The following is a 15,091-nucleotide window of genomic DNA, read 5'->3' as shown; positions in this document are numbered from 1 at the left end:
TCATGATGAGTGTCGATGAAAAGCGTATTCGCGAATTTGCCTACCAGATCTGGGAATCTGAAGGTAAGCCCGTAGGGGAGGAAGAACGCCACTGGGATATGGCCCGCAAGTTGGCCGAGGCCGAGGCCCTGGCCCCCAAGGCCGAGCCACGCAAGCGGGCGCCGGCCAAGCCCAAGGCAGCCGCTGAGCCCAAGGCGCCTGCCGAGCCCAAGGTGGCTGCCCTGCCGGGGGGCAAGCCCGCTGCGGCGAAAAAGCCCCGCGCGGTGAAAAAGCCTACTGCCGGGTAAGCCTGTCCCGGCCTCTTCGCGGGTAAACCCGCGAAGAGGCCAATGCAGGACACCACATTCCCCTTCCATAACGGCCATTTGAGGATCGTCATGAGCCCCCGCACCCCAAAGAAAACCCGCTCGGTCGCACCATCGCGCATCCGCGAAGGCATGCCCTTCCCCCTCGGCGCCACCTGGGATGGCCTTGGGGTCAACTTCGCCTTGTTCTCGGCCAACGCCACCAAGGTCGAGCTGTGCCTGTTCGACTCCACCGGCGAACAGGAACTCGAGCGCATCGAACTGCCCGAATACACTGACGAGATCTACCACGGCTACCTGCCCGACGCTCACCCCGGCCTGGTCTATGGCTACCGGGTGTACGGCCCCTACGAGCCGGAAAACGGTCACCGCTTCAACCCCAACAAACTGCTGATCGACCCGTATGCCAAGCAGCTGGTCGGCAGCCTGGAGTGGTCAGAGGCATTGTTCGGCTACACCATCGGCCACCCCGACGGCGACCTGTCGTTCGATGAGCGCGACAGCGCGCCCTTCGTGCCCAAATGCAAGGTGATCGACCCGGCCTTCACCTGGGGCCGCGACCAGCGTGTGTCGGTCCCCTGGGAACGCACGATCATTTATGAAGCGCACACCCGCGGCATCAGCATGCGCCACCCGGCAGTGCCGGAAAAACTGCGCGGCACCTTTGCCGGCCTGGCCAACGACGAGCTGCTCAAGCACATCAAGGAGCTGGGCGTCTCCAGCATCGAGCTGCTGCCGATTCACGCCTTCGTCAACGACCAGCACCTGCTGGACAAAGGCCTGAACAACTACTGGGGCTACAACAGCATCGCCTTTTTCGCCCCGCACCCGCGCTACCTGGCCAGCGGCAAGATTGCCGAGTTCAAGGAAATGGTCGCCCACCTTCACGACGCCGGGCTGGAGGTGATCCTCGATGTGGTCTACAACCACACCGCCGAAGGCAACGAACGTGGGCCGACCCTGTCGATGCGCGGTATCGACAACGCCTCGTACTACCGCTTGATGCCGGACGACAAGCGGTTCTACATCAACGATTCCGGCACCGGCAACACCTTGGACCTGAGCCACCCCTGCGTGCTGCAGCTGGTCACCGACTCGCTGCGGTACTGGGCCGGCGAAATGCACGTGGACGGCTTTCGCTTCGACCTGGCGACCATTCTTGGCCGCTACCACGAAGGGTACAACGAGCGCCACGGCTTCCTCGTCGCTTGCCGCCAAGACCCCATGCTGAGCCAGGTCAAGCTGATTGCCGAACCTTGGGACTGCGGGCCGGGTGGCTACCAGGTAGGCAACTTTGCCCCCGGCTGGGCCGAATGGAACGACCGTTTCCGCGATACTGCGCGCGCCTTCTGGAAAGGCGACGAAGGCCAGCTGGCTGACTTCGCCGCACGCCTGACCGCCTCGGGCGACATGTTCAACAACCGCGGGCGCCGGCCTTATTCCTCGGTCAACTTCATCACCGCACACGATGGCTTCACCCTGCGCGACCTGGTGTCGTACAACCACAAGCACAACGAAGATAACGACGAGAACAACCAGGACGGCACCGACAACAATCTGTCATGGAACTGCGGTGCCGAGGGGCCGACGGACGACCCGGACATCAACGCGCTGCGCATGCGCCAGATGCGCAACTACTTTGCCACCCTGCTGCTGGCCCAAGGCACGCCGATGATCGTCGCCGGCGACGAGTTCAGCCGCACCCAGCACGGCAACAACAACGCCTACTGCCAGGACAGCGAAATCGGCTGGGTGAACTGGGACCTGGACCAGGAGGGCAAAGAGCTGCTGGCCTTCGTCAAACGCCTGACCCGCCTGCGCCTGGCCTACCCGGTGCTGCGCCGCTCACGCTTCCTGGTGGGTGACTACAATGAGGCAATCGGGGTCAAGGACGTGACCTGGCTGGCACCGGATGGCAACGAAATGAGCGTGGCGCAGTGGGAAGACCCGCATGGGCGCTGCCTGGGCATGCTGATCGATGGTCGCGCGCAGGTCAGCGGCATCGCCCGGCCGGGTTCCGAGGCCACGGTACTGCTGATCGTCAATGCCCACCATGATGTTGTGCCATTCAAGTTGCCGACGGTACCTGAAGGTGATTACTGGAGCTGCCTGATCGATACCGACCGGCCAGAGTTGCGCAAGGGGCAGCACCTGCAGTTCGACAGCACGTTCGAGGTAAAGGGGCGATCGATGCTGCTGATGGTGTTGCAGCACGAGGAGGAGTGAACCTGGGGTGGCCGCGCCTGTCCGACTGTGTATGGCTGGCTTGCCGGCGATAGGGCCGGTACAGGCAACACACATGCACCTGTGATCGAGGAGGAATTGTGAACCCCGAAGCCGGCAGCACAGGTTTTGCCAGCGTCAACCAGGCCGCGGCCGTGAAGCGGCTGCGGGTACTGACGGTGAACACCCATAAGGGCTTCACCGCCTTCAACCGGCGCTTCATCCTGCCGGAACTGCGCGAGGCGGTGCGCAGCACTCAGGCCGACATCGTCTTCCTCCAGGAAGTGCTTGGCAGCCACGACCGCCACGCCGCGCGCTACCCGGGCTGGCCGCAGACCTCGCAGTACGAATTCCTCGCCGACAGTATGTGGAGCGACTTTGCCTACGGCCGCAACGCGGTCTATCCCGACGGCCACCACGGCAATGCGCTGCTGTCCAAGTACCCGATCATCGAACACCGCAACCTCGACGTGTCAATCACCGGCCCCGAGCGCCGTGGTCTGTTGCACTGCGTTCTGGATGTGCCGGGGCAAGGCCCGGTTCATGCGGTCTGCGTGCACCTGTCGTTGCTGGAGAGCCACCGGCAACAGCAGCTGCTGCTGCTGCGCAAATTGCTGGACTCCCTGCCTGCCGATGCCCCGGTGATCATCGCCGGGGATTTCAACGACTGGAAAAGCCACGGCAACCGCACCCTTGGCCTGCGACGCGACCTGCATGAGGCTTTCGAGCGCCACCATGGCCACCTGGCCCGCACCTACCCTGCCCGCCTGCCGCTGTTGCCCCTGGACCGCATCTACCTGCGCAACGCCGAAAGCCATGGGCCGCGGATTCTGGGGCACAAACCTTGGTCGCACCTGTCAGACCACTTGCCGTTGGCGGTGGAGGTCAGGCTCTAGCAATCATTCTTCATAGCCACGAAGCGGGAAATAGCGAACCCCGCTATACCCTAGAGATTTTCTCGGAAAATCAAGTGCTTGAGAGAAATTACACAACCTGAACAGTTCTTTCACGCTTTCTTGACGCAAGCGGCGTCCTCTCCTTAGCTGAACATTACCAAGCATTAAAGATCTCGCGCCGGGCCTCTAGCTCGCGCCTTCGTGCGCGCTTGCAAAGGCTGGCGTGCTGGTTTGGGTCGCCCACTGTTTTTGCCGTACAGCTCGTGACAACAGGCCAGGTCCTCGGGCTGTACCCCACAAAAACCAACAGGAGATCCGCCATGAAAAGCACCTCGAACCCCTTGCGCTTCGACAGCATTTTCTATGCGGTTTCCACGTCGCTGCTTCTGGCAACCCCGGTGGAAACTTTCGCGTACGAACTGCAGGGTGACCCCACCTCGCCCGGTTTTCTGCAACAGCCTGCAATGCCGCAGATGTCGCTCGACCCGGTCAGCGCCAGTGGCTTGAGCATCGGCACCCTGAGTGCGTTTTCGCAAACCATGAGCGCGCGCCACGGGCAGACAGCACCGGACCTGATCGCCAGCCAGTGGGCACAGTTTTTCCCGACCACCTCGCGCAGTGGCACGCAACCCCCAGACCAACTGGAGGCCCCCAGCCAGCAATTGACAATCGGCCCGGACCTGTTCGTGCGTGAAACTGCAGCGGGCAACGTGCACCGCGCAGGGGTTTTCGTGGGGCATAACAACCTGCAGAGCAGCTTCAACGGCATGCGCCCGCTGTTGGGCGACAAGCAGCGCAACGCGGTGAACCTGAGCGGGGAAAGCCTGGGCGTGTACTGGAGCATGACCCATGAACAGGGCTGGCACCTGGATGCGGTGGCCATGGGCTCACGCATCGATGTAATGGGCCGGGGTGAAAGCGGCCAGCGCCTTGACGAAAGCGGCCATGCGATGACGTTCTCGGTGGAAGGCGGCTACCCGATCCGCCTGGGCGGCAACTGGGTGATCGAACCCCAGGCACAGTTGATCAACCAGCAGTTCTTCCCCGGCAACCAGGTGCAGGAAGAAACCCTGCAGGCCTTCGACAGCCAGCCGAGCTGGAGCGGCCGGGTCGGTGCGAAATTGTCCGGGCGCTACGACGTGCGTGGCATGCCCATCGAACCCTATGTGCGGACCAACGTGTGGTACGACTTCAGCAATCCCGACGAGGTGAAGCTGGACCAGGTCGACAAGATCTCCAGCTCGCGCTACTCAACTACGGTGGAACTGGGCTTGGGGCTGGTGGCGCGGGTGACGCCTTCGGTGGCCTTGTTTGTCAGCGCCGATTACAGCAGCGATGTGGATGACAATGACCTGAACGGGCTGATTGGCAGCCTTGGTGTGCGGATGCGGTGGTAGGCAGGCCCGGCCCCTTCGCAGCACAAGGCTGCTCCTACAAGGGAATGCGCCCACCTGTAGGAGCAGCCTTGTGCTGCGAAGAGGCCGGTACAGGCAACGTATCAAGCCGGTTTCATTACCAGCACCCCAAGCGGCGGCAAATTCAGCGCCAGCGACAGTGGCTGCCCATGGCTGGCCACTGCCTCACTGGCCACTGCCCCCAAATTGCCTACGTTGGACCCTGCATACAGCTCGGCATCGCTGTTCAGCAATTCCTGCCAGCGCTCGCCAAACGGCACACCAATGCGGTAGCCCTCGCGTGGAACCGGGGTAAAGTTGGCCACCACCAGCACCGGCTCGCCGCTGCTGCTCCAGCGCAGCCAGGCGTACACGCTGTTTTGCGCGTCGTCACCGATCAGCCACTGGAAGCCCTGCGGCTGGCAATCCTGCTCGTGCAGCGCCGGCTCTTCGCGGTACAGGCGGTTGAGATCGCCCACCAGGCGCTGCACGCCTTGGTGCTCGGGGTACTGCAGCAGGTACCAGTCCAGCTCGCTGTCATGGTTCCACTCACGCCACTGGCCGAACTCGCAGCCCATGAACAGCAACTTCTTGCCTGGGTGCGCCCACATGAAAGTGAGGTAGGCGCGCAGGTTGGCGAATTTCTGCCAGCGGTCGCCGGGCATCTTGTCGATCAAGGAGTGCTTGCCGTGCACCACCTCGTCGTGGGAGATGGGCAGGATGAAGTGTTCAGAATAGGCGTAGATCAGCCCGAAGCTCATCTCGTTATGGTGGTGGTTGCGATGCACCGGGTCGTTCTGGATGTAATGCAGGGTGTCGTGCATCCAGCCCATGTTCCACTTGTAGGCAAAGCCCAGGCCGCCCTGCTGGGTCGGCTGGCTGACGCCGGGCCAGGCGGTGGACTCCTCCGCGATGATCAATGCACCGGGGGCCTCGTGGGCAGCCACGCCGTTGAGGTGGCGGATGAAGTCGATGGCCTCCAGGTTCTCGCGCCCGCCGTGGCGGTTGGGCACCCATTCGCCGGCCTTGCGCGAATAGTCGCGGTACAGCATCGAGGCCACCGCATCGACCCGCAAGCCGTCGATGTGGAAGTGCTTCAGCCAGTGCAGCGCCGAGGCCATCATGAAGCCGCGCACTTCGTTGCGGCCGAGGTTGTAGATCAGTGTGTTCCAGTCCTGGTGGTAGCCCTCCAGGGGGTTGTCATATTCGTACAGGGCAGTGCCGTCGAAACGCGCCAGGCCGTGTTCGTCGGTGGGGAAATGCGCCGGCACCCAGTCCAGCAGCACGCCAATGCCGCCTTGGTGGCAGGCATCGATGAACGCGGCAAAGTCCTCGGCACTGCCATAGCGTGAGGTGGGCGCGAACATCGACAGTGGCTGATAGCCCCAGGAGCCGCCGAACGGGTGCTCCATGATCGGCAGCAATTCGATATGGGTAAAGCCCAGTTCCTGCACATAGGGCACCAGCCGCTCGGCCAGTTCACGCCAGTTGTAGTAGCGCCCGACTTCGCCTGCCTCGTCCAGCTCGCAGCGCCAGGAGCCTGGGTGCAGCTCGTAGATCGACAGGGGTGCGCTGTAGGCATGGCGCTGCGCGCGTTGTGCCATCCAGTCGTGGTCTTGCCACGCGTGGCTGAGTTCACCGGCCACCTTGGATGCGGTGCTCGGCGGCAATTCAGTGGCGCGGGCCAGCGGGTCTGCTTTCAGTGGCAGTATCCCGTCCTTGCCCAGCACCTCGTACTTGTAGGTTTCGCCTACGCCCAGGCGCGGCACGAACAACTCCCACACCCCGGCGCTGTGGCGCAAGCGCATGGGGTGGCGGCGGCCGTCCCAGTTATTGAAGTCACCCACCACCGACACCCGCCGGGCATTCGGCGCCCACACCGAGAAACACACGCCGTCGACGCCCTCGACCTGGATCGGTTGGGCGCCGAAGCGCCCGGACAGGTCGCGGTGGTTGCCTTCGGCGAACAGGTGCAAGTCCATGTCGCCCAGTTGCGGGCCAAAGCTGTAAGGGTCTTCGGTGACTTGCTCGCCACCGACCCAGCCAATTTGCAGCAGATAGGCTTGTGCATCATCGAGGTGCGCCGTGAACAAGCCCGGTACTGCGCTTTGCACCATTTCGGCCAGGACGCGCCCATCATGGCGCGCCAGCACCCGTGCACTCAGCGCATTGGGCAGGAAGGCGCGGATAAACACCCCGCCTTGGCCATCGCCGTGGGGGCCTAGCACTGCGAAGGGATCGGCGTGCTCGGCGCGGGCCAGGGCATCCAGGTCCCGTTGCCGAAGGCCGCCGTTTTCACGCGTGGTTGCATTCATTTATGACTCTCCCCAAGTACTGATCAGTCCATGCAGGCCATGCAAAGGCACGGCCAGCCAGCTCGGACGGTTTTCGGCTTCATATGTGATCTCGTAGGCGGCTTTTTCCAGGCAGAACAATTCCAGTGCGGCGCGCTCGCCCTCGGCCTGTTGCCAGGCATGGGGCATGGCGGCGGTGGCCAGGCCATAGGCTTCGACAAAGGCGTGGCGCGACTGATGCAGGTACTGCCGGGCAACCCGCTGACGAGCCTGCTGCGCCGGGCCGGAAAGGTCGACCGCAGAGGCGCTGCGCAGGATCATCGCAGCAGCATAGTCGAAGGATCGCAACACGCCGCTGACATCCTTGTACGGGCTGTGCTTTGCCCGGCGTTCTTGCAGTGGACGGGACGGTTCGCCCTCGAAATCGATCAGATAGGCATCCCCCTGCACCACCAGCACTTGGCCCAGATGCAGGTCGCCGTGCACCCGCATCAGCAGGCCGCCCTCGGCCTGGCCCGCCAAGTTGGCGATGTGCTGCGCCAGGCCATCGCGCTGTTGCTGCAGGTCGTCGATCAGGGCCTGGCTGTCGTGGTCGAGGCTGTCACGGTGCTGGGCCAGCAGGTCGAGGGCGTGGGTCAGTTCGGCGCTGATCTGCGTACCCCAGCGCTGGCTGTCGTCAGCATCGCTGGGGCGTGGCCGGAAGGCCTCATCGTCGGTCGGCGCAGCCAGCAGCAGGTGCATCTCGCCCAGGCGCTGGCCGAGCAAGGCGGCAAAGCCGGTGAGCTCCACCAAGGCATCGGTGTGTGCCTCGGCATCGCGGCTGGGTGGGGCCATCTGGTCGCGGATAGCCCGTTCCAGGGTGTTCTGGGTCCAGGCCCAGGCATCGCCCTGATTGCTCAGGTAGCCTTGGGCGATCATCAGCAGGTGTGGGGCGTTTTGCTCATCCACCCGGCTGACCCAAGCCAGCAATGGCGAGATATTGGCAAAGCCGGCAGCGGTCAGGTAGGCGCTCATTTCCAGTTCCGGGTGAATGCCCGGGTTGACCCGGCGGATCAGCTTGAGCACCACGCGGTCGCCGACCACCACCGAGCTGTTGGACTGCTCGGCGCTGAGGTAGCGCACTGCGCTTTCATCGTTCAACCCAAGGGCTGCCAGCAGGTCGGTGCACTCGAAACGCAGTTCGCCCGCGCCGCTGCCGCAGGGCAGGCGCAGGCCATCCTGGCAGGCGTGCAGCACTGCGCGGATAAACGGTTCGAGCACGAAGGCATCGGTAATCAGGCCAATCTGATGGGCACGGCGCACCCGCGACAAGGCCAGCTGCTGCGGCAGCGCTGTGTTGATCTGGTCTTCGGGCAGCAGGCCAAACGGCAGCTGGTAGTGGTTGGCCGCCCCCCCGCTGAGCACTTCGATTTCGCTGAGCAACACGGGCGTGGTAGCGGTAGCGAAGCGCACGCCGTAGCGCAGGCGCACCTCGTCAATGGGCCCCTCCTTGCCGGCGAACCAGCGCCGCTTGGGCAGGTATTGGGGCAGGATGGTGGTTTGCAGGGTGTCGCGGGCGGGTGCTTCCAGCAGTTCTTCCATGCGCTTGCGCAAAACTAGCGTGGTCAATTCGGGTAACCCCTCGGTGGCCTGGATGTGCCAGCTGGGCATGCGGTCATGGGAGGCCAGCAGGAACCAGTAGAAGGCATAGGGTGGCAGGGTGAGCAGGAACGGCAGTTGCCCGATGGGCGGGAAGGCGCTGCCGCCGAGCATCTCCACGGGTACTTTGTCGGCGTATTGTGACAATTCCAGTTCGGCAGCCTGGGCGGCGCGGGACACGTTGGCCACGCACAGGATGACCTCGGTGTTGCCATCGGCATCGGTGTACTCGCGGATATACGCGAGGATGCGCCGGTTGCTGGGCGTAAGGGTTCGCAGGGTGCCGCGGCCAAAGGCCTTCTGCTGCTTGCGTACGGCCAGCATGCGCCGGGTCCAGTTCAGCAATGAATGCGGGTCGTGGCTCTGCGCTTCTACGTTGACCGTCTGGTAGCCGTATAGCGGGTCCATGATCGGCGGCAGCACCAGGCGCTGCGGGTCGGCACGGGAAAAACCCCCGTTGCGGTCCGGCGACCACTGCATGGGCGTACGCACCCCGTCGCGGTCACCGAGGTAGATGTTGTCGCCCATGCCCAGCTCGTCACCGTAGTACAGGGTTGGTGTGCCCGGCATCGACAGTAGCAGGCTGGTCAGCAGCTCTATGCGCCGGCGGTCACGCTGCAGCAGCGGTGCCAGGCGCCGCCGGATACCCAGGTTAATGCGGGCGCGGCGGTCTTCGGCGTAGTAGTTCCACAGGTAGTCGCGCTCGCGGTCGGTGACCATTTCCAGGGTCAGCTCATCGTGGTTGCGCAGAAAGATTGCCCATTGGCAGTTGGCCGGAATTTCCGGCGTCTGGCGCAGGATGTCGGTGATCGGGAAGCGGTCCTCCATGGCCAGGGCCATGTACATGCGCGGCATCAGCGGGAAGTGGAAGGCCATGTGGCACTCGTCGCCCTCGCCTTCGCCGAAGTACGGGCGGGTGTCTTCGGGCCACTGGTTGGCCTCGGCCAGCAGCATGCGGTCGGGGTAGTTAGCGTCGATTTCAGCGCGAATGGCCTTGAGTACCGTGTGGGTCTCGGGCAGGTTTTCGTTGTTGGTGCCGTCGCGTTCGATCAGGTACGGGATGGCATCCAGGCGCAGGCCGTCGACGCCCAGGTCAAGCCAGAAGCGCATCACCTTGATCACCGCATTGAGCACCTGCGGGTTGTCGAAGTTCAGGTCTGGCTGGTGCGAGTAGAAGCGGTGCCAGAAGTACTGGCCGGCGACCGGGTCCCAGGTCCAGTTGGACTTTTCGGTGTCGAGGAAGATGATGCGCGTGCCGTCGTACTTCTGTTCGTCATCCGACCACACGTAAAAATCCCGCGCCTTGCTGCCGCGCTTGGCATGGCGCGCCCGCTGGAACCACGGATGCTGGTCGCTGGTGTGGTTGATGACCAGCTCGGTGATTACCCGCAGGCCGCGCTTGTGTGCCTCGGCGATGAAGCGGCGGGCGTCGGCCAGGCTGCCGTAGTCGGGGTGCACGGCCTTGTATTCGGCAATGTCGTAGCCGTCATCGCGCCTTGGCGAAGGGTAGAAAGGCAGCAGCCACAGGGTGTTGACGCCCAGTTCGGCAATGTAGTCCAGCTTGCTGATCAGGCCGGCGAAATCGCCGATGCCGTCGTTGTTCGCATCGAAGAACGACTTGATGTGCAACTGGTAGATGACGGCGTCCTTGTACCACAGCGGGTCGTCGATGAAGGCTGCCGGGCGGGAACGCTTGGCCATGGGTGACTCCTTTCATTTTCTAGGTTGCTCTGCAAGCAACTGACTTGACCCCATACCTGTGGGAGCGGGCATGCCCGCTACCACAAGGAGATATGTGCCTGGCTCTACCGGGCTGTTTCGATGCGCCAGATGCCGAACGGCTGGTGCCACGGCTCTATGCGCATCCATTGGGTCTTGCCGTACCACGACCAGCGGTGGCCGTTCATCAGGTCTTCACCATGGGTTTCGGCGTTGTCATCCAGCCCCAGCTCCCACAGTGGCAGCTCGAAATGCGCCTCCTGGGCGTTGTGCGGGTCGAGGCTGATCGCCACCAGGATGTAGTTGTCACGCTCTGGCGTGCGCTTGGCGAAGTACAGGATGTTGTCGTTCCAGCAGTTGAAAAACGCCACGCCCAGGTGGGTTTGCAAGGCGCGGTTCTGCCGGCGGATGCGGTTGAGCTGGGCGATCTCGGCAATGATGTTGCCCGGCTGGGTGAAATCGCGCGGGCGGATCTGGTATTTCTCCGAATCCAGGTATTCCTCCTTGCCTGGCAGCGGCGCGCTTTCGCATAGCTCGAAGCCGGAGTACATGCCCCACAGGCCCGAACCCATGGTGGCCAGCGCGGCGCGGATGAGGAAGCCGGCGCGACCGGAGGTGTGCAGGAAGAACGGGTTGATATCCGGCGTGTTGACGAAAAAGTTCGGCCGGTAGCACTGGCTCCACGGCGGCTGGTTGAGCTGCTCGTAGAATTCGCGCAGTTCCTGCTTGGTGTTCCGCCAGGTGAAGTAGGTATAGCTTTGCGCGTAGCCGACCTTACCTAGGCGCGCCATCATCGCGGGCTTGGTGAATGCCTCGGCAAGGAAGATCACATCCGGGTAGCGGGCGCGCACATCGGCGATCATCCATTGCCAGAACGGCAGTGGCTTGGTGTGCGGGTTGTCGACGCGGAAGGTCTTCACGCCCTCCTCTACCCAGCCGAGCACCACGTCGCGCAGCGCCAGCCACAGCGAAGGGACGGCGTCCGGGGCGTAGAAATCGACGTTGACGATGTCCTGGTACTTTTTCGGCGGGTTCTCGGCATAGCGAATGGTGCCGTCCGGGCGCCAGCTGAACCAGCCGGGATGCTCTTTGAGCCATGGGTGGTCCTGCGAGCACTGGATAGCGAAATCCAGGGCGATTTCAAGGCCATGCTCAGCGGCGGCGGCAACCAGTCGACGAAAGTCTTCCCGCGTGCCCAGCTGCGGATGGATGGCGTCATGGCCGCCTTCGGCACTGCCGATAGCGTACGGGCTGCCAGGGTCGCCGGGTTCGGCCTTGAGGGCGTTGTTGCGGCCTTTGCGGTGCTGCGTGCCGATGGGGTGGATGGGCGGGAAGTACAGCACATCGAAGCCCATGTCACGGATCATAGCCAGGCGCTGGTGCACGTCATTGAAGGTGCCGTGGCGCTGCGGGTCATCGGTGATCGAGCGCGGGAACAGCTCATACCAACTGGCGAACTGCGCGGCCGGGCGGTCGACATCGACGGGGAACTCGCGGCTGCGGGCCAGGTAACTGCGGTGCCCCGCTTCGCTCATCAGGTGCGCAACGTCCAGGCCCAGCAACAGTGCCACCTGCCCGTCGGTATCCAGCTCCGCCAAGCGCTGCTGTAGCGCTTCGAGCTCATCGCGCACGGCACCGCTGCACAGCTCGATGCCTTTGCCCAGCATCAAGCGGCCCTCTTCCAGTTCCAGTTTTACCTCGACACCGGCGTTGTACTTTTTCTCCAGGTCATGGCTATAGGTGGCGAACGGGTCGACCCAGGCCTCGATGCTGAACAGGTGCGGGCCAAGTTCGGTGGGGGTGAACTCGGCCAACCACAGGTCGTTGCCCGCCGATTGCATCGGCACGCAATGCCAGCGCCGGCTGTTGGCCTGGCGCCAGTTGAGCATCACCGCCAGGCGGTCGTGGCCATCGCTGTAGACCTTGCTGCTGACCGCCACTGGCTGGCCGCTGATGGCTTTGGCGGCGAAGGTGCCGGCTTCGAGCGCGGGTTCGGTGTCTTCGATCACGATACGCGGCGCCAGCAGCGCCTGGGACAGGCTGATGGCCTGGTCCGGGTGATCGTTCGCCGTGGGCACGCTTTCAAAGGGCTCGTTTCGTGACATCGACCTTGCTCCCTCAGGCTGGTGGCGGTAAGGGTTCAGAGCCGGGTACAGGCGGGGGGTTCAAAATAATTGAGCGAACGGCAGCTGCCAGCGGTCAGAGCCTGCAGCACCTCTTCATTCCACCCACGCGAGGTCAGGCCATGAACATTCCCATTCCACCGGAAACCCCCGATCCCAACATCGACGACCCCAGCTTGCCGCCGCCCGTACCGGAAGAAGACCCGGAGGAGCTGCCGATCAAGCCAACCATGCCGCCAACGGTGGGCGACCCGCCGAGCCAGGAGCCACCGGTGAAGGCTTAAGGGTAGACCACGCTACCTGATATTTTTGCCAGTAGCGGTGCCGATGGATTGTGTTGAAGATTGAGGCTCTCGATATCAAGCCAGGAGCCTCCTTCATCGTGGATACCGCAACCCGCCGGCAGCGTGAGGAATTCGAGCGACAAGTGGTCGATATGCTTCAGGATGCAGGTGTGGTCGACTCGGGGCCAGGTATCTTGTTGGCGCATCTGGACAGGGACAAATGCGAATTTGCGTTGATGCAGCTGGAAGCGCGTTACAGCGTTCGTTTGCGGCGTGACTACCTGAGCGTTGCCGAGGTTGCGGGCGAACTGTACAAGGCGCTGAATGAGCGTTGACCATTTCGGCCCTTTCGCGGGCTTGCCCGCTCCCACACGTACTGCGCCGTATCCTAGGTCGGCGCGGGCCCTGGAGGAGCGGGTTTCCCCGCGAAAGGGCCGGTTGACCCAACACCTCAACAACCCGCAGATACCGCCGAGATCTCCGCCACACTGATTTCCCGCATGCGGAACTTCTGCACCTTGCCGGTCACCGTCATCGGGTATTCGTCAACGAAACGGATATGCCGCGGCACCTTGAAGTGGGCGATGCGTGCCTTGCACCAACCCTGCAGTTCCTCGACCGTGGCGCTATGCCCCGGATGCAGCTTTATCCAGGCTACGATCTCTTCGCCATAGCGGCTACACGGGATGCCGATCACCTGCGCATCGGCCACCGCCGGGTGGGTGTAGAAGAACTCCTCCAGCTCACGTGGGTAAATGTTCTCGCCGCCGCGAATGATCATGTCCTTGTTGCGCCCAACGATGCGCACATAGCCCTGCTCGTCCATCACCGCCAGGTCGCCCGAATGCATCCAGCCGGCCGGGTCGATGGCATCCGTCGTGGCCTGGGGGTTGTCCCAGTAGCCAAGCATGACGCTGTAGCCGCGGGTGCACAGTTCGCCGATCTCGCCGCGGGCGACGATGCAGCCATCGGGGTCCACAAGTTTGTTCTCCAACTGCGGCTGGGTGCGGCCGACGGTGGTCACGCGTAGCTCCAGGTCATCGTCCGGGCCGGTCTGCAGCGACACCGGGCTGGTTTCGGTCATGCCGTAGGCGATCTGCACTTCTGCCATGTGCATCTGGTCGATGACCCGGCGCATCACCTCGATCGGGCAGGTGGCGCCGGCCATGATGCCGCTGCGCAGGGTCGACAGGTCCATCTGCGCACGCGAGGGGTGATCGAGCATCGCGATGAACATGGTCGGTACGCCGTACAGGATGCTGGCACGCTCCTCGGCCACGGCGCGCAGGGTTAGCTCGGCGTCGAAGGCGTCGTTGGGGTAGATCATGGTGCTGCCGTGGGTGATGCAGCCGAGGTTGGCCATGACCATGCCGAAGCAATGGTACAGCGGCACCGGGATCACCATACGGTCGCTGGCTGTCAGGCCAAGGCTTTCACCCACCATGAAACCGTTGTTGAGGATGTTGTAGTGACTGAGCGTGGCACCTTTGGGCGCACCGGTGGTGCCGGAGGTGTACTGGATGTTCACCGGCTGGTCGAATTGCAGGCCTTGCTGGCGGGCGGTGAACGCCTCTAGCGTTGTCTGCCCAGCCTTTTCGGCCAGTGCATGCCAGCGCAGGAAGCCGGCAGGCGGGTTGGCGGCCAGGCTGATCACGCCGCGCAAGTCCGGCAGGCGCTCACTGACCAGTTCACCTGGCGTGGCGCAGGCCAATTCTGGCACCAGTTCCTGGACCATGGCGTGGTAATCAGACGTCTTGAAGGCATCTGCACACACCAGCCAGCGGCAGCCGGACTGACGCAACACGTATTCCAGCTCCCCTACGCGATAGGCCGGGTTGATGTTGACCAGGATGGCGCCGACCTTGGCACTGGCCAGCTGCAAAATGCACCACTGGGCGCAGTTGGGCGACCAGATGCCGACACGCTCGCCGGTGTTCACGCCCAGGGCCATCAGCGCGCGGGCATGCACTTCGACCTGTTCGGCCAACTGCCGCCAGCTGTAGCGCAGGCCCTGGTGGCGCGACACCAGCGCCTCGCCATCGGCACAGCGGGCCACCGTGGCATCGAAGGCCTGGCCGATGGTCTGGGTCAGCAAGGCTTGGTCCTGGCGACCGCGGGTATAGCTCGGTTGACTCATGGGTGTCCCTTCTTGTGGTTGTTCTGGGCACGACTGAAGCAAGCGGGAATACTCTGGCGCAGATTTACGTTTACGTAA

The 15,091-nt window shown here is 63.4% G+C and carries 10 protein-coding genes; 6 read left to right on the top strand and 4 right to left on the bottom strand.

Features of this window, described 5'->3' with window-relative positions; translation table 11 throughout:
- Positions 1 to 2 precede the first annotated feature (2 nt).
- The 4 genes from SB756_RS01655 (at position 3) to SB756_RS01640 (ending at position 4,821) form a co-directional block, all read left to right on the top strand.
- The gene (locus SB756_RS01655) at positions 3 to 287 is read left to right on the top strand and encodes a DUF2934 domain-containing protein (RefSeq protein WP_084967438.1); all 285 of its coding nucleotides are present in this window, start codon (positions 3 to 5) and stop codon (positions 285 to 287) included.
- 90 nt (positions 288 to 377) lie between these two features.
- Complete coding sequence (gene glgX, locus SB756_RS01650; protein ID WP_341796269.1) at positions 378 to 2,531, top strand: glycogen debranching protein GlgX; 2,154 nt, start codon at positions 378 to 380, stop codon at positions 2,529 to 2,531.
- Positions 2,532 to 2,629: 98 nt separating this feature from the next.
- Positions 2,630 to 3,424 carry an endonuclease/exonuclease/phosphatase family protein gene (locus SB756_RS01645; RefSeq protein ID WP_410910035.1) on the top strand — a complete coding sequence of 265 codons (795 nt, stop codon included), beginning with the start codon at positions 2,630 to 2,632 and terminating at the stop codon, positions 3,422 to 3,424.
- Positions 3,425 to 3,744: 320 nt separating this feature from the next.
- On the top strand, positions 3,745 to 4,821 hold the full coding sequence (locus SB756_RS01640) for an autotransporter domain-containing protein (RefSeq protein ID WP_410910034.1): 1,077 nt from the start codon (positions 3,745 to 3,747) through the stop codon (positions 4,819 to 4,821).
- Positions 4,822 to 4,922: 101 nt separating this feature from the next.
- Here the strand turns inward: SB756_RS01640 and glgB are convergent, their stop codons facing one another.
- From glgB to SB756_RS01625, 3 genes are all read right to left on the bottom strand, one after another.
- Positions 4,923 to 7,133, bottom strand: a complete 2,211-nt coding sequence (glgB, locus tag SB756_RS01635) for a 1,4-alpha-glucan branching protein GlgB (RefSeq protein WP_410910033.1) — start codon at positions 7,131 to 7,133, stop codon at positions 4,923 to 4,925.
- Positions 7,134 to 10,451, bottom strand: coding sequence for a maltose alpha-D-glucosyltransferase (treS, locus tag SB756_RS01630; protein WP_410910032.1), 3,318 nt, complete (start codon positions 10,449 to 10,451; stop codon positions 7,134 to 7,136).
- Positions 10,452 to 10,555: 104 nt separating this feature from the next.
- Complete coding sequence (locus SB756_RS01625; protein WP_410910031.1) at positions 10,556 to 12,574, bottom strand: alpha-1,4-glucan--maltose-1-phosphate maltosyltransferase; 2,019 nt, start codon at positions 12,572 to 12,574, stop codon at positions 10,556 to 10,558.
- A 140-nt stretch (positions 12,575 to 12,714) separates the two neighbouring features.
- Here SB756_RS01625 and SB756_RS01620 point away from each other — a divergent pair, with 140 nt between their 5' ends.
- A complete protein-coding gene (locus tag SB756_RS01620) occupies positions 12,715 to 12,876 on the top strand; it encodes a hypothetical protein (RefSeq protein WP_410910030.1) in 162 nt (53 codons plus the stop codon).
- Positions 12,877 to 12,974: 98 nt separating this feature from the next.
- Complete coding sequence (locus tag SB756_RS01615; RefSeq protein ID WP_410910029.1) at positions 12,975 to 13,211, top strand: hypothetical protein; 237 nt, start codon at positions 12,975 to 12,977, stop codon at positions 13,209 to 13,211.
- 116 nt (positions 13,212 to 13,327) lie between these two features.
- On the opposite strand, the gene SB756_RS01610 is transcribed toward SB756_RS01615, so the two are convergent.
- On the bottom strand, positions 13,328 to 15,013 hold the full coding sequence (locus SB756_RS01610; RefSeq protein WP_410910028.1) for an AMP-binding protein: 1,686 nt from the start codon (positions 15,011 to 15,013) through the stop codon (positions 13,328 to 13,330).
- Positions 15,014 to 15,091 lie beyond the last annotated feature (78 nt).

Source organism: Pseudomonas sp. SIMBA_068 (assembly GCF_046534705.1).
Classification (GTDB): domain Bacteria; phylum Pseudomonadota; class Gammaproteobacteria; order Pseudomonadales; family Pseudomonadaceae; genus Aquipseudomonas; species Aquipseudomonas putida.
Note: the sequence above shows the minus strand (reverse complement) of the source record. Positions and strands in the feature narration are given on the sequence as shown.

What these genes read in the sequence shown, in the direction of transcription:
- glgB (WP_410910033.1), bottom strand. Translation starts at nt 7,133, where the DNA reads ATGAATGCAACCACGCGTGAAAACGGCGGCCTTCGGCAACGGGACCTG.
- treS (WP_410910032.1), bottom strand. Translation starts at nt 10,451, where the DNA reads ATGGCCAAGCGTTCCCGCCCGGCAGCCTTCATCGACGACCCGCTGTGG.
- glgX (WP_341796269.1), top strand. Translation starts at nt 378, where the DNA reads ATGAGCCCCCGCACCCCAAAGAAAACCCGCTCGGTCGCACCATCGCGC.
- SB756_RS01620 (WP_410910030.1), top strand. Translation starts at nt 12,715, where the DNA reads ATGAACATTCCCATTCCACCGGAAACCCCCGATCCCAACATCGACGAC.
- SB756_RS01625 (WP_410910031.1), bottom strand. Translation starts at nt 12,574, where the DNA reads ATGTCACGAAACGAGCCCTTTGAAAGCGTGCCCACGGCGAACGATCAC.
- SB756_RS01655 (WP_084967438.1), top strand. Translation starts at nt 3, where the DNA reads ATGATGAGTGTCGATGAAAAGCGTATTCGCGAATTTGCCTACCAGATC.
- SB756_RS01610 (WP_410910028.1), bottom strand. Translation starts at nt 15,013, where the DNA reads ATGAGTCAACCGAGCTATACCCGCGGTCGCCAGGACCAAGCCTTGCTG.
- SB756_RS01640 (WP_410910034.1), top strand. Translation starts at nt 3,745, where the DNA reads ATGAAAAGCACCTCGAACCCCTTGCGCTTCGACAGCATTTTCTATGCG.